This window comes from Zooshikella harenae, from assembly GCF_018837975.1.
Classification (GTDB): Bacteria; Pseudomonadota; Gammaproteobacteria; order Pseudomonadales; family Zooshikellaceae; genus Zooshikella; species Zooshikella harenae.
The window spans coordinates 35,982-51,693 of the sequence record NZ_JAGSOY010000007.1; the positions used below are offsets into that span (position 1 = coordinate 35,982).

Annotated in this window: 13 protein-coding genes and 1 pseudogene; 5 read left to right on the plus strand and 9 right to left on the minus strand. The window is 38.8% G+C overall.

Annotated features, from left to right (window positions below):
- Window positions 1-130: 130 nt before the first annotated feature.
- The 3 genes from KCG35_RS05040 to KCG35_RS05050 all read left to right on the plus strand — a co-directional run bounded on the left by KCG35_RS05040 (window position 131) and on the right by KCG35_RS05050 (window position 3,853).
- Window positions 131-637: a hypothetical protein gene (locus tag KCG35_RS05040; RefSeq protein WP_215818583.1), complete on the plus strand. Its 507-nt coding sequence runs from the start codon at window positions 131-133 to the stop codon at window positions 635-637.
- A 206-nt stretch (window positions 638-843) separates the two neighbouring features.
- The gene (locus KCG35_RS05045; protein ID WP_215818584.1) at window positions 844-2,061 is read left to right on the plus strand and encodes a PDZ domain-containing protein; all 1,218 of its coding nucleotides are present in this window, start codon (window positions 844-846) and stop codon (window positions 2,059-2,061) included.
- A 1,171-nt stretch (window positions 2,062-3,232) separates the two neighbouring features.
- Complete coding sequence (locus KCG35_RS05050) at window positions 3,233-3,853, plus strand: hypothetical protein (RefSeq protein WP_215818585.1); 621 nt, start codon at window positions 3,233-3,235, stop codon at window positions 3,851-3,853.
- Between the two features lie 86 nt (window positions 3,854-3,939).
- On the opposite strand, the pseudogene KCG35_RS27050 reads toward KCG35_RS05050, so the two are convergent.
- The 5 genes and pseudogenes from KCG35_RS27050 to KCG35_RS05075 all read right to left on the minus strand — a co-directional run.
- Window positions 3,940-4,278 (minus strand): annotated as a pseudogene (locus KCG35_RS27050) (cytidine deaminase); the annotation flags it as partial.
- A gap of 181 nt (window positions 4,279-4,459) precedes the next feature.
- A complete protein-coding gene (locus KCG35_RS05060; protein WP_215818586.1) occupies window positions 4,460-6,343 on the minus strand; it encodes a hypothetical protein in 1,884 nt (627 codons plus the stop codon).
- Window positions 6,344-6,437: 94 nt separating this feature from the next.
- Window positions 6,438-6,995, minus strand: coding sequence for a hypothetical protein (locus tag KCG35_RS05065; RefSeq protein WP_215818587.1), 558 nt, complete (start codon window positions 6,993-6,995; stop codon window positions 6,438-6,440).
- Window positions 6,992-7,996: a hypothetical protein gene (locus KCG35_RS05070; protein ID WP_215818588.1), complete on the minus strand. Its 1,005-nt coding sequence runs from the start codon at window positions 7,994-7,996 to the stop codon at window positions 6,992-6,994. Before KCG35_RS05070 ends, KCG35_RS05065 begins: the two co-directional genes overlap by 4 nt.
- A gap of 163 nt (window positions 7,997-8,159) precedes the next feature.
- A complete protein-coding gene (locus KCG35_RS05075) occupies window positions 8,160-10,046 on the minus strand; it encodes a hypothetical protein (protein ID WP_215818589.1) in 1,887 nt (628 codons plus the stop codon).
- Window positions 10,047-10,959: 913 nt separating this feature from the next.
- On the opposite strand from KCG35_RS05075, the gene fliK reads away from it, so the two are divergent.
- Entirely contained in the window at window positions 10,960-12,576 is a 1,617-nt protein-coding gene (gene fliK, locus KCG35_RS05080; RefSeq protein ID WP_215818590.1) for a flagellar hook-length control protein FliK, read from the plus strand.
- 1 nt (window position 12,577) lies between these two features.
- On the plus strand, window positions 12,578-12,886 hold the full coding sequence (locus KCG35_RS05085) for an EscU/YscU/HrcU family type III secretion system export apparatus switch protein (protein WP_215818591.1): 309 nt from the start codon (window positions 12,578-12,580) through the stop codon (window positions 12,884-12,886).
- 102 nt (window positions 12,887-12,988) lie between these two features.
- Here the strand turns inward: KCG35_RS05085 and KCG35_RS05090 are convergent, their stop codons facing one another.
- From KCG35_RS05090 to KCG35_RS05105, 4 genes are all read right to left on the minus strand, one after another.
- Window positions 12,989-13,363, minus strand: coding sequence for a DUF2802 domain-containing protein (locus tag KCG35_RS05090; RefSeq protein ID WP_215818592.1), 375 nt, complete (start codon window positions 13,361-13,363; stop codon window positions 12,989-12,991).
- A 32-nt stretch (window positions 13,364-13,395) separates the two neighbouring features.
- Entirely contained in the window at window positions 13,396-13,884 is a 489-nt protein-coding gene (locus KCG35_RS05095; protein WP_215818664.1) for a chemotaxis protein CheW, read from the minus strand.
- A 268-nt stretch (window positions 13,885-14,152) separates the two neighbouring features.
- Window positions 14,153-14,857, minus strand: coding sequence for a chemotaxis protein CheW (locus KCG35_RS05100; RefSeq protein WP_215818593.1), 705 nt, complete (start codon window positions 14,855-14,857; stop codon window positions 14,153-14,155).
- Complete coding sequence (locus KCG35_RS05105) at window positions 14,854-15,657, minus strand: ParA family protein (RefSeq protein WP_215818665.1); 804 nt, start codon at window positions 15,655-15,657, stop codon at window positions 14,854-14,856. Before KCG35_RS05105 ends, KCG35_RS05100 begins: the two co-directional genes overlap by 4 nt.
- Between the last annotated feature and the right edge of the window lie 55 nt (window positions 15,658-15,712).

Here is a 15,712-nt window from a genome sequence, read left to right on the forward strand (position 1 = left end):
AACGTTTTCCATGTAAAAGTTGCGAATTTGCAACATTCACCCAAACTAAAAACAGTGCCTTCTACACCCTAGCATTACCCAAACTCTTCCAAAGGCAGAGTTGTAAAAAAGGTTTTCTACAATGAGTAGCATGATGACATGCACCCTAATAACGAACATTCAGCCAGATGGGTTAGCTTGGTTACAGACATGGTGTAGCCAAAACCCTGGGCTATCAATCATGGAAGAAACATATGATGAGCAAAATAACCAGGCTTGCCTGCAATGGTTAATGTCTAGTGCAACTGACGATGCAGTAGAGCTGATTGATACTTACATAGCGAAATTTCAGCCCAAATTTACCCGAGGTGTGATTCAACCTGAAGCATCTATCAGCTTTGATTTGGTCTTTGTGCTAGAAGGAAAACGATGGTGGCAAAAAGTCGATAGCCAAGTTTATTTGGAGCTAGAGGCCTTAAAAGAACACCCTGAACAACTTTCGGACTGGCAACAACAACAAGTCAATTTAGGGCCTCAACAATACTTTACACAGCTATTTCAAAATTGGCGTGAAGACATTAATTTTCCATTTGATTACAGTGAGTTAGAAGATATCCTCAACGATGTTATTGAAGATGCAGAAGAAATTGTTCAATAGCTTAAAAGTGCTTTGTTTATCACTCATAACTATCACGTATTTATTCACTCAATATCCTTTCTTTTAAGCTCTTAGCTTTTTATTTCTGCCGACTTTTCTCTGTACAGCCAACCCCTATCTCTCCACTATTCGACCTTGGAACTTAGCGCCTTCCGTAAAATTAGCTATACCTAACATATGGCTCACTGATTGTAGAGTGAAGTAATGTGGCAGTAATAAACACATCTGTAGGTCCAATTAAACAACTTATTCATCGCGAACCCACCTGGTTAGACTCAGCCAATGCTATAGAAATCAAGCATATAGCTTCTCAGTCGCCAGCCAGTCAGCTCAACCTGCAGCCTGGAGACTTAATCTGGCAAGTTAATCAGCAAGCAGCCAGTGAAGTTGATCTTCTTGAAGAAAGTTATCAATCCTCTTCGATTCACTATCAACTCTACTCGCGCCAATCCCAAGCAACGATGGAAATCGATGCGCCCAGTATTCCTTTGGGCATTCACTGTGAGAAAACAAGTGCAGCAATACTCAAACATTGGCAACAGGGATTATTTGACTGGCATGATTTGTTTATTTTATGGAATCGCCGTGAATGGGATAACCTTCTTCTTTGTTGTGACTACTACAACAGACCCTTAATCATTCGTTCCTGTGTTCGTTGGCTAAAAATGGAGCAACGATTTAATGCAACCCATCTTTTTCGGGGTGCAGCTTTGTTTGAAAAAGAGCAGTTAACCAAAGGTGTTCGATTAATTGATCAATATGTAAAACACTGCATCAACATATACAGTAGTGCTTTTATGAGCATCGCAAGCTTATACCTGGCATTCTGGTCTAAACAGTGTGGACACTGGCAAGACTGGTTAAAATGGTTGCAATGTGCCGATTTTTTCAGCCAGGGTAAAATCACTCGTATCATGCACACTGTCACGATGGAGGCTCGCATTGAACCTATTACTGTGATTCGTTGGCTCAATCGTCCTTTTCCAGTCAACTTTTACCTGCCCAACCAAAAACAGCCAAAACGACTCTTTGAATTAAACGCCATGCTTCAGCAAATGGGACCCCATCAACTTCTACCTGTTTGCCTATTGGCGAGTAAACGACCAAATCCAACTTATAATATTCTGATAAAGTGTTACCGCACGCTTTATAAACATTGGGGAGATGCGTTGCACCCTTTAATAGTCATTACCACTTATAATGATTTACAAGCCCCCAATTCGAACCAAACATATGAACAAAAGTGTTTTAAAGAAAAAATTCCCATTATTTTTTTAGTTGACAAGCATAACCGTGTAGCTAGTCACTTACAGCTATCACATACTCCTGCTTTTTTTCTCATTAATCGCGAGGGTAATGTCTGCTATGAGGGTACACAAATAAGTACCTATGACTTTTGGCAAACGTTATATCTCTCTCACTAACCCCTGTTATTGCGACTACCGCTTAATTTAACAGGCCCTTTAGTCTCAAGAAATTTCTACATTCGAGATCCTTTTCATAAAAGTGAAGAAAATACAGTCAATAAAAAACAACAATAATTAACCATAATATTATTCATCTAAAAAATAATTCTTTTGCCTCTACCCCTCCTCCACAAAAACAAAAAAACACAATAAAATCATATACTTACAATCAACCCACAACAAAACCCAAAGCATTACTGATAAATATCAGAAAAGAATAAACTTACGTTAACCGGTATTTTGCTATTGACAATAAGGGTAATTTTATTGTTATTTTGCTTTATTCTTGATTTTAATAACTAGATGATATGAATCTTTTGATTATTTGCCTTTTACCAACTGTATTGATATATACCCCTGAAAATTAAGGATAAAATGCTAATAACGATAAACAAAGCAGAGTAAAGCTCAATATCATAAATAGCTCATTAATTAATTGAGCACTGGCTTACAAAAGCAACATCCGCTACTCACATGGCATTGCTGAATATTTATGGACATTGTAATAATAGACAAAGGCTAGAAATTAATTTTTTTATTGGCCTGCACAAGAATCAAAGTTAGAATAGCAACGTTATAGAACAAAGCCTGTTAAACCATTGTTCAGGAAGATTGACCAGCAATATCTATTGCAAATCTAATTTAGGACAACCGTCAAACTATACGTTTCAACCAGTACCTATTTTTAATACTACCCTGTGTAAACTTCAGGATTACAGCAAAGAAATAATAAGTACTTGGTATTAAAAGACATTCCCGTAAATCTATTCGCACAGGCTATTCTTTAGCGAATCAGACAACGGAGTAAAGTCTGACAAGCGTAAGGGCACCTCTAAAAATAGTGATTTTTTTGTGAGAGCAAGAAAGCACTGCACGGAGGACCGCAGTGTATAAGGAATACATGAGGGCTAAACAGCTACTGCATGTTTAGCAATAGCAGCCCCAAGTATTTATTAGCGCTAGCAGGGCCATGAGTACAGTGTTAACAAAGCTATCAAGGAAAAAGTGCATTTTTAGAAGTGCCCGTAAGGCATTTACTCAGGCAAGAAAGTATTAGTAACAAGCAAATCACATAACGAAGAAATGATTTGCTTAAACAACACTGTAGTGAATTGAGGTGTAACAGATCATGTATTGGGAACCCTTAGAAACCGCTTCTAGTGAGCAGTTACTAGCCTGGTGGCATCCAGCACCTGATTGGGTTGAGCCTGAAGACCATCAATTATTCTATGATGAGCTAGGATTTATCATTAGCGAGTACGTTCCTAATGGCCAACTTTGGCTAAAACAACAAATTGCTCGTGGTAATCTAGAGCAGCAATGCGCAGCGCTTCGTCATGGTTTATCACGTCAAACACTGTTACCTGAAGATAAAGATTTATTACTTGCGGCACTGGACTCCAATCAACCAGAGTTCCAAGCCATTGCTCTAAGTGAGTGCATAAATCAACAACGATTTCTACTTCCCTTACGTAAAGTTCAACGGTTGATTCAGTGTAACAATGAGGAAGTTTCAGCTTTAGCAGAAATGTATTGCTGTTATGCCTTACCTACAGAACAAATATTTAGACTCCAGCGTTGTTTACTATCCCCATCAGCAAGAACACGTGAAGCAGCCTGCGACTTTATTGGCAATGAACTCATTTATGTGTTGGAAATTGCCTTACGAAAACGCCTGCAAGATACAAATTATGATGTTAGAGATGCGGCAAGAGAAAACTTAGCCATTTTAAAAGAAAACCTACAGTAACCCCCTCCTCCGTTATTTAAGTTACACTTAGTAGTGGGTGTAACTTAAATAAATATATTTAGTTACCTTATTTTGCGCATGAAACACTAGTCAAAAGCATGGTACCAATGATATGGCATTAAGCTTTTAAGCGCTTTAAACACTAATTGATTTTCTGTGTTTGTCACTGCCACCTCAACATCATACCCCCAATGAAACAAACGTTCTTGGCAAATCCCACACGGTGAAAGAATAACAAAAGGGGACTTGCTATCCATTCTGGAAACACAAAGACTATGAGTTACAGTTTCATTCAGCTTATGAGCCTCACATATCGCGTCCACTTCCATGCAAAGACCGAGGCCTTGCTGTTTAATCTCAGGCGAAACACTTGTTAAAATATTCCCACTGACTGTTCTTAATGCAGCAGCACCTGCCCAGCCTTCAGGATAACGTTGTTATGCAAGGTTAACTGCAGCATTATATGGCAATTGTTGTATATTATAGTTATCTACTTCTACCAACCCCAACCTACTCCCTTCTTTTAATACTACGAATAACAGCCAAACTTATAAAAATAAATCTAGTGTAGTATATAATAAAAATTTACTTATACCGTATATGTTTTCAGGATTCCCAAAACATAAAGCTTGTCACTGGCTCACGAATAACACCTTGGTCATCCGTTTCAAGTTGTCTATTTGTGCGTTCAATTATATCCAGACATGATAAAGAAAAAGGGTTTCCTTCACATAGTTTTACACTTTTGCCTACATCATGATCAGCCTTAGCACGATAATCGCCTTGTTTTGGACATGCTGATAAAAATTGTGTTTGGCGCATGGATGATTTCCAACAGAAATTTGGCATAGCGTCCAAAATAAACTGATGAACTTCTGACTCACCTGCCTCCACTATTTCCTCAAACTTGATGGAATCATTAATATCAATAGCAAGCTGCCAAAAGTTACTCCGCTGTTTTTGAATAATATTTTTTACGTAGGTACGCCATTCTTCTGTATAAAAATCTTTCCAACTCAAAAAGTTTTTCCAACGCCAATCTACTATTGACGACTCTCGTGCTTGCCAGTAATCCAGCTCTTGTTGGATATAATCTCCATAAAGCTGTTGCTCCGAATTCGATTTTAAAACCCGTTGAACTCCTTGTTGTTGATAATATTTCATAAAAGCTTGTGTGGTATAAAAACGGGTTGCATCCTGTTCACCTTGTCTCACATTCCAACGACAAGGTTTTTGAGTCGAATTAAACAGACCGCTATAAGCATCATCATAATATATTGCATGTTGATCCCGCGATGCTGTACGTCCATGATTAAACCACTGTTTATCCAGTTGACAATGCATTGTTCCTTCTAACATGGGGGGTTTTACTTTAACATCTGCCGTCAACACAATAGGAAGTGCCATAACACCCCACTTTGCAGTATTTGCCATCATTGCGCCAACATAAGTAAAGTCTATCATGACATTACACTGCTTATACTTTCCACATACCCCATTTTGTTGAAGATTAACGCCTTTATATAGTCTAGGGGCTGATACAATCGCATTATTATCAACTATTGGGTTATCAGTATTTGGCTGATTAACTGACACGCCAGCCATAGAAACATGCAACTGCTGTGGTTGAATATCAACTAATCGAATATCAGGTCGCAATTGATAATAATAATCCAGGAAAGCCATTTCCTGTTCAGTATATCCACTCAATAAAAGTCCTTGCCTGACACCGAAGTCCATACGGTGTACTGCTTTCGCGGTAACAGTCAAAATACCTTCAACCTGTTGTTTAATATTGTCACTAAACAACATAGCACGCTCATTTGCTGACACCTGATAACCTAAAGTGGCCATTGACTTGACTATTTCTTTAACAAGTTCCTTGCGTAAAGTACCCGTTAACTCACTCAAGCCTTGTTCACCTTTTACTTTCAACTCGACCAGCTTATTTGCCAACGCAAGATCTTGTTCGGCCAAATCCTGATCAACCTGTTTTAAATAAACTACTGCAGTGTGGTTACCTTCCTGTTGAGCACGTGTTATTTGAGACGTTATATGTTGACGTAAAGACTGCAAGGATAAACGCTCTTTTGTTATTTGCTCATAATACACTAAGGCAACATCTGCTGAGGTGACTAAATCCTGAAGAGATGCAATCACTTTTAATGCATTACCTGCTACTTCCTGAACACCGGCAACGGGGTATTTATCTGTGGGTTGATAATAGGGTAATAAATAATAAGTTTTATCTGTAGAAAGATTATTTAACACATCAGTACTGGTTGGATTTGCATGGTCAGGAAAAACAGTTAAGCCTAAGATAAATTCCTGAAACTGTTGTAATACTGCTCCACTGTATTGGTCACTGGCAATATCGAGATCTTCCCCTGACAAAGGTAACCGTCCAGGAAGTGAAATAGGAGCGGAAACACTACACATACTATATGAACAGATGAGTAATATGATACTGCGGATAATTAGTTTATTCATACTTCCTTTTCTCTTAAAAGCTAATCCATCAATTTTATTTTATCTTTCCACATTTACCCACGACATAATATGCCCTCTTTGACACAAAGATAAATTATTCTGGAAACGATATTAATTCATATTTTACTTCACCATTTTCATACGTTAATTTATTCCATTTAATACCCGCTTCATCCGTAAATTCTTCAAGCTGTGGTGGCTTAACTTCAATATTGACAAGGTCTTCGCGAACTTTTTTAATTTTTTGCTGTTCTGCCACTATATCCGCACGGCTTATCTGAGCCGTTCTTTGACGGACAATGTCTAATGCCGCTCTTACTTTCTCTTCCCGAGCCTGCCTAACTGCTTCAGGAATCGGATCTTGTGGTTGCTGTGCAATATGCTCCTCAATCTCTTCTTTTAACTCTTCAGGTTGGGGATCTTGTGAAGCTTTTTTAGTAGTCTCTACTGAATTCAACGCTTGAGGATTACTAGTGGGTTGCGAAGCTTTAGCCATCCCTTTTTTATCTAAAGATGACGAAGGCTGAGATTCCACACTTTGTAGACTCGATGATTGTGAATGAACCTTATCCTCTTGATCAAACAAGATCCAGACAATAGACACTGCAGCAATAACGATAATACTTAACAAACCATACTTTTTCACATTCATGGTTTTACTCCAACAACTAAGGACGACTGATTATCAAGAGTAAGCTTGATTAACGCCAATGGAGATTGCATTTTACAATCAACAAAATTAAATGGCTGAAACAAATCTTCTTTAGTTATTACACAGTAATCGGTAATATTTTTAATTTCTTGATCAACCAAAGAAGTTTCACGTAAAAACTGCCAAAAGCTGACATGGTCTTTTTCAAACGCTGAAATATTAGCAATACTTGTAAACTTACCCAAAGTTGATGTAAGTGTTTCTTTAAGAAAGCCCAAAGATTTTCTCACCCAAAATCCCTGACCACCAAAATAAAGGGATTCAAACGTTTTAGCAAAAACGAACAAATCCGCAGATGAAACACTGAAATTATTTTTACCTTTAAGTACTTTTTCCAACACAAGTAACAGCCGCTCTTGCACTATAGGTGCCATTTTATAATTATTATTACTTTGCTCACAGCGATCATTTTTATAGGCCTGTAGCATTTTATTTACAATAGGTTGATATTTCCCAATCAATCTTTTTATGACTTGCTCCACATCACTTGCATTAGCTACATATTCATCACTATCAATAATGGCTTTTTCTAACTCAAAGACATCATCAATAACCATCAAACTTCTCATACAAGCAGTGGTCATTTGCATGAAGTAAGGCAAAAACAGTGAATTATTTTCCCCAATCTGAGGTTGAACTTTAATATCCCAGTAGTTACTGACAAACTGATTTACCACAACACCAGGAAAATGGTCTTCTAGGTTAGATGCTAAAAGCTGATAAAGTGAGTGACTGATCTGAACAGGTTGCTTATTTTTATCAACCAGCGTCACAGCTACTGTTGGAGGAAAATACAGCATATCCGGATTTCTAGAAATTTCTACCGGACGATTCCAAAACTCATAATGTGTATCAATTTCTGCCTGTCCATAACTCCAAGCGCTGTACACTAATACCAATAAGTAACTTACAACGAGTCCGACAATACGATACATTATCATGTTCTACTATTCCCTCAGCTTAAAAAGTGCTGTCTTAACAAGCACTGTCCTTACAAGTATTAAGGTCAAAATTAAGATATTTAACACCCCTTAGCAAAGGGTATACTTAAGCGTACATATTAAAAAAAGGGGAGCCCTACAAGGCTTCCCCTTTCATTTCATCTTATACTGCCCAAGGATCTTGAATCACACCATTATCATCAGTCGTTTGATCCTGCTCATTTTGCTCTATCTGATCAGTACAATCAGTAGTAAAACTCTGATCCTCACAAGTTTGCTGGGTTCTGCCTAAATCTGTATCAGCCTTATCATCATACTCTGCTGTTGGACAAGCAGACAGGAACTTATTACCAAAGCCTTCAGATTTCCAGCACAGTGTTGGATTCGCATCAAATGTAAAGCGAACATTTTGTACTGTGTTCAGCTCTTTAATAGTTGTCGAAAACTTCACTTGGTCATAGGAAGACGTATCTTCAATACGTGTATGCCAGTAGAAGTTTCTTGCCGCACCTACTACAAAACTAACTGCAGTGCCCCAACCACGGCCAAATGCCCTAGTCCAAGTAGTTAATGAATACCACTCCCAACCATTCTGCTGTTGTGACATATTGGCATGACGCTGTACTTCACGGGTAACATACTGCTGATAACGCTCTTTTTCCTCTTTCGATTTAATCGCGCGTTGATTTTTCAACTGCATGTAATTTTTATACAAATAGCTGATGGTATGAAATGCTGCAGAGTCTTTATCCCCCTGACGAATGACATAATCACATGCCCCATCTTCAAGAGAAGAGTATTTTATGCGGTTATAAACGTCACCATCATAAATAACAGCACCATCTTTAACATCAGCACGTCCTTTTGCTTCCCAACCAGTTTTAAAGTCGCAAGTTAACGTACCATCAAAATCTGGTTGTTTAAATTTAACATCGGCTTCAAACACAACAGGGAAAATTTTCGCCCCAGTCTTAGCAAGTGCAGAATAAGCACCTAAACTGGTTAAATCAATGACGACATTACAGCTACGTGTATTACCACAGCGTCCATTAGAGCCACCATTCACCGCCAGATAAAAACGGGGAGCATTAGCCACGCCACTGCTGTTTGTTAAAGCATCGTCTCCATTATTATCCACGCGTGAAGTTAACGAAGCTGCTTTTGCATATACTGCCGTTGTTGATAACGCTGATACTTTTACATCATTTCGGATTAAACGGTATACCCGGATATATTCCATTTCCTTTTGGCTATAACCTTGACTAAAGACACCTTGCTGTACACCAAACTGCCCCTCACCATTAGCTCTGGCCATCATAGATGTCATCGCCTGCAGAATTTTTTGCGACTCGTTGCTGTTAAAAAGTCTCAACTCTTCAGACGTAGCTTGTACGCCAAGCATCGCCAGATCCATTCTCACCTGATTAGCCACTTCTTGACGTAATGTGTCGTACATTTCGTCCAGACCCTGTTGCCCTTGCTGCTGACTTTGTTGCTGCTCATCCTCTAAGTTAGCAATTTGTTCCTTTAACTCAACAATAGCTTGCTTAATTATTTCAGCCTTAGAAAACTCACTGTCCTCTAGCGCTTGCTGATACATACTTTCGAATGCTTTAAGAGACTTTTGATAGCGCTGAATTTCTTGTTGGCGAGCAGTATATTCAACTAACTTAAAGTTAAATGATCTTGCCGTCGTCTGTACACCAGCCATCAGTTTTAAAGCATAATCAGCTATTTCAACAGCACCAGCAACTTGTTGATCTCTAGGCGCTTGAAAATAAGGTGGGACATAATACTGCTTTTTAATTTGCTTATTATCCATCTGAGCGATGGTTGTTGGGTTTTTGTGATCAGGAAAAACGTCCAACCCTTTAACAAACTTAGCAAACTGCTGGAGCTCAGCTTCAGTTGTAAAATAGTTAGCCGCTTGAATTAAGTCATCACCTGTGAGAGGCAAACTGGTTGATGACAGTAATGGTGCAGCAGACAATGTTGAACTTAGTATTACGCCCCCAAGTCCAGCAATGATAGCGCGAGTAATTTTATTCATGTTTCCTCCATTGAGCAGAATATTTTTTTCTAATGCATATCACTAAAAAACCAATGCGGTCCAATCCCTTGAATTTCTCACTGCTCATACACGACTTGTGTACTATAAGTAACCACAACGTCTAATCACACACCGTGCAAAAATGATACTAACGTTCAAGCATTCATTAAAAAGTAATTCTGGCATTAGTTACCAATGGATAATTAACATATTATTTAAGTAGCATACGACCATCAGCGTACATCAAAAATGCCTTTTATAATCTTTAATGGGATCATTAGACCTTTATTGGTGTCCCCCTAAGACCCGTTATATGGGTAAAATATAATCAAAACATCGCTCTATTTTTTTAACTATACCCTTCGCGGTGGGTATACCGTGTTAATTTCATAGAGGATGAAAAAAATCCATTTATATAATTCGTGGCTTATTTATCAGTAAATTATTATATTTATTACACCAATCATACTAAAATATATTATTCTGTAGCTTTTTGTGATCATAATTTATTACAAATCAGCGTGCAACTCCTTATTTGTTTTTCAACATTTATTTCCCCCTATTTTTCATAGTTTAATCATCAGCCATGCTTACCCTTTTAAAAGAAAATCAAGGCTAAGATTAATAGCTAGGATTTAGCTGAAGGAGACTGATTATTTCAAACCGCCTAATAGCTATGGGTATAGCCGTTGTTGAGAGAAAAATAATACAAGTTTTCTCCTCCTTTTTAGATAATGCTGAAAAACTTTCTTTACAATCACTAAGCGAGTATCAAGCTTGGGGCCTTATAACAGTCAAATTCATATCAGAGTTATCATTTTCAGCCCAAATAACCAATTTTAAAGGAGTACTTTAGGCAACCAAGAATTTTAACAACTATACTAGTTACAAAGCGCACAAAGGATACCTGTTGATGATTGATGCTGGTTCACCGATTGATCCTCCGACATCTCGACCAATATCGAACATCAGTGCTACAGCTAAATTGCAGTTAAATGAAGAACAAATTGCTCAACTACGCATTCTGTTAGGGTCACAGCATTCAACATCAACACCGAGCACGTTGACTGCACAAGTGGTCTCTTCTACCCCTCTATTTCAATCTTCTGCATTAGCTCAAACAGATTCAGTACCATCGATACCTCGTGAGGCCATTCCTATCAGTAACCCTGCAAATTATTTATTAACACTTGAAGTTGCAGGCAAGCCCTTTAAATTAACATCTGCTTTTAATTATTTACCAGGCCACACCCTTGGTCTGATATTAAAATCACCAGGCCAACTGCCTGTAAAAGTTGTTCAGGATGAACTTTTCCAGCAGCTTGTGCAATCATTACAATCTAACCAAAATGCATCCCTGACGGCCAAAGTAATTGCTACAACAGCAAAAGAAACCTGGGTGATGAACCATTCACTGCCTTTAGGTCAAGGTGGTCGTTATTTTTCATTAATTCAACTTGCCAATCAGCAACAACTTTGGATTAACACTGAGCAGCCCTTAAAACTTTATAGTCAACTCTTATTACAGTATCGTGAAGGCAATATACATACTCAACTAGCCGCGCTAGGCCCTTGGCACCAAGCTTTATTAAATAATAAATTACAGACTGCGCTTAGTGCATCAATACCTTTAACACAAGCTTATTACTATTTACAACAAGGTAAAATATCGCCCTCCTTTGTACAGCTTCCACCCACAGTGCAACAAGCTATAAATCAATTATTACTTCGCTTGCCTAACGCGTCCCAATTACAACAACCTGAGCAACTTGCCAACTGGCTTCAACAAAGTGGTATATTTATGGAGCAAAAATTATTAACTATACCACTAACACAGTATTCTTCATATTTACCACTCTTATCTACGCCACTAAGCCATGATCTGAAAGCACTCTTATTGCGCACAGCACAACAATTGGTTCATCACTACCCGCACCTTGCAAACAATCCACTTTCCCCTTCATCAATGCTTATGTCTTCAAGCCCCTACCAATCGGCTCTTGCTTACTTGTTACCCTGGTTCCCTCCACGAAAAGAATTTAATACGCTCAACATTGAACAGTTATTTAAACTACTGCAAGGCGCACTCTTACGCATCCATTCAAGTCAGCTGATATCACTTCATCAGCAACATGCTGTAGGCCAAGATCCAACGCTCATCAACAGCTGGAATTTTGAATTACCCATTCAACATAACCAGCAACTCGATCATGCTCACATTCAAATAGAACAACGAGAGCAGCAAGGAAAAAATGCAACAAAGGAACACAAGTGGGATTTATTTTTAGCGTTAGATATTCATCCTATTGGCACGTTGTATGTCCAGTTAACACTACTTGAGCGTAAACTATCAGCTACATTTTGGGCTGAACATAGCCAAGTATTAAATAAACTGGCAACCCAACTTGATGATTTAAAACAACGCCTTAACAATCAAGGAATAGAAGTCCAGGCCTTAAATGTTGCTCAAGGGATACCCCGGCAACAAAAAATTTCGATTCAACACCAGTTCGTGGATATTACAACATAAGATGAAACAAACACCGCCCCCGACCAAACAAGCTATTGCCCTTTTTTATGACGGAGAAACTGCACCTAAACTCACGGCAAAGGGACATGATGAGATTGCCGAACAAATTATTGCTATTGCCCGTGAAGCGGGTATTCCACTTTATGAAAACGCTGAATTAACAAAGCTATTAGCTACGCTTGATTTAGGTGAGGAAATACCAAAACTACTGTATATTACAATTGCGGAAATAATTGCTTTAGCCTATCGGCTGCAAAATAAATATCCACCTGGCTGGACACCCGATGGCAAAGGCGCTGAGGACATATAATAAAAAAACAATTGCTACGTTGTGATTTCAACGTTAGTCTACGAGAAAATAGTACAAAATAACCTTGTAGTTAGGCGTTGTAGCCCGTGTGAAGGAGATGTTTTAATTTACGGGGTGAAACCGAGCTAATAACTCTACTTCAGCCTGAGTTAACCCACAACTCGATGCAACTTCCTGGGTTGAAGCGCCCATTTCAAGTAATTTACTGGCTTGATTATAAGGCAAGCTGCCTAAGTCACGTTGTTCAAGAATTTCCTGCTTATCAAGCAAATGATAAAGCTTAGCTTCTACATTCTGTAAATGCTTGCCAACCCCAATAGCACCAGCGGCTACAGCTTTTAAATCTTCTTGTAAACGTTGTAGCTGTTGTTCAGTTCGTTGTTGCTGTGCACGCCAACGAAAAGCCATAAACATCACACTCAACTGTAACACAATAATAACAAATGCAATCCCTATGAGAGGCCATAACCAGTCCATTATTATTTATACCAATAGCATCGGGTAAGTCACTAAAAATCTGTAATCTCAGCCCATTCATCATCACTAAGCAGCTTATCCAACTCAACCAGAATTAATAATTCTCCATTTTTATTACATACTCCTTGAATAAATTTAGCACTTTCTTCATTTCCAACATTGGGTGCGGTTTCTATTTCTGACTGACGTAAATAAACCACTTCAGCAACACTATCAACCATAATGCCTACTACTTGCTTTTCGGCCTCAATAATGACAATTCGTGTATTATCGGTTACTTCGCCGGGTGCAAGCCCAAAACGTAAACGGGTATCAATCACCGTTACAACATTACCCCGTAAATTAATGATACCAAGCACAAACGGAGGAGCCCCTGGTACAGGTGCAATTTCAGTGTACCTAAGCACTTCTTGAACTTGCATTACATTAATACCGTAGGTTTCGTTTGCTAAACGAAACGTGACCCACTGAAGAATTGGATCTTCAGCACTTTGATTGGCATGGGTTGAATGTGTCGTCATGGCACTGCTCACTTTTTTGCTCCACAAAAGTCTCTTTTGGGCTCAATAAAAGTCACTTTTTATTCCATAAAAGTCACTTTATCTACGCCGGACCAAGGTTTTTCATCCTGCGTCGCCATCAAACATATTAAGTAAGTTAACTATAATACATGGTCATCAAAGTGGTTAGTTCAAACTATAAGCAGTCAATTTTTGAAGGAGCCGACCATTACTACCTTTACTGAAGGCCTCTCCAATTCCATAAAAAATTAACGATTGGCATACGACTTCATGGGCTGGAATAAATTTGACTGTTGAGTTGCAAGGCGAGTGCTTTGATATTTAATAATGCACACATTTTGGCAATCACCGTACCCGCCAACCAGGGACGATTACCTTTGTGCTTACGCCAACGAATTTCACGTGGTGAGAGCGTAATAGACTCATGAACATTATCAACGGCTAGCACCCATGTTGAATTATCAATCACCAATAAATAATGAATTGCCTGGTTGATATTGATTTTATAGCGTTCAGGCATAATACATTGGGCAGTATCAATAACGTTATAAGTCTGTTGCTGATAATGAAAAACACCTAAAAACCAAGAGGGTTTACCTACCAGCGTTGTTAATGGATAGTCATTCACTGAAAGCACCGTGCCCAACTCTGTAAGAGGTACCGCCAGGCGCAAGCCACCCACACTAAATAACAAACAATCAAGTGCTTGAGTTTCACACTCTTGCACCACTGTTTTAGGAGCTAACTCAGGTTCAACCGTTTGTACCTCATCCTCAATTTGTACCTCGTCCTGTGATAAAACATCAACTGTATCCGTTGCTGGATCAATTTTCGCCTCTGATACAACTTCAGGCTCAGTCTCAATATCGACAAGTCCTTCTCCCCAACTCACTTCCTGTAGCAGATGATCCAAGTAATCCTTGACGACAATGGTCGATTTAGAAAGGTTTTGAGTGCTGCTTTCCTGGGTCATTTCGCTTGAGTCCTAAGCGGAGTGGTTTGCTGTTGCATTGCCAGTAGATCTTTCAACAAATGACTATAGGATTTTACACTGCGAGAATTTTTATCAAATATTGAGGGTGGAACGCCTGCCTGACTTGCATCACGCAAACGGGTATCAACGGGAATATAGGACTGCCAAATATGATCCATATGTTGTTTACGCAATGCTAATAAACTTTGTACCGAAGCTTGAGTACGCCGATCAAATAATGTAGGAATTACTAAAAAAGGTAATGCTTTTTTCTGAGACTGACACACCATACTCATAGTATGAAGCATCCTCTCTAAACCTTTTAACGCCAAAAATTCAGTTTGTACTGGCAAGAGCAGGCGTTGACTCGCCGCTAATGCATTAACCATCAATACGCCAAGCTGAGGTGGAGTATCCAGCAATGCATAATCAAACTGATCCCACAAATGAATTAATGCCCGAGAAATAACCAGCCCATAACCACCTTGATTGGTTATTTGACGGTCTAATACGGCAAGTGATGTGGTTGCAGGTAACAACATCAAATTACGAAACCCAGTCTCAACAACTAACTGGCCAGGTAAGTAGTCAGGCACTTTGCCCTGGTGGCTAAATAAATCAAATAAACTATGTTCCAAATGATCTGGATCATACTTAAAATAACAGGTAAGAGATGCATGGGGGTCCAGGTCTAATAATAAAACCCGATAATTTTGCTGGGCTAATAATCCTCCTAAGGCGACAACGGTTGTCGTTTTCCCCACGCCTCCTTTTTGATTTGAAATAGTCCAGATTCTCACAAATCCCCCAGCATTTACTTTCCCCATCATTCAACGACAGTTTTTTATTATTTAA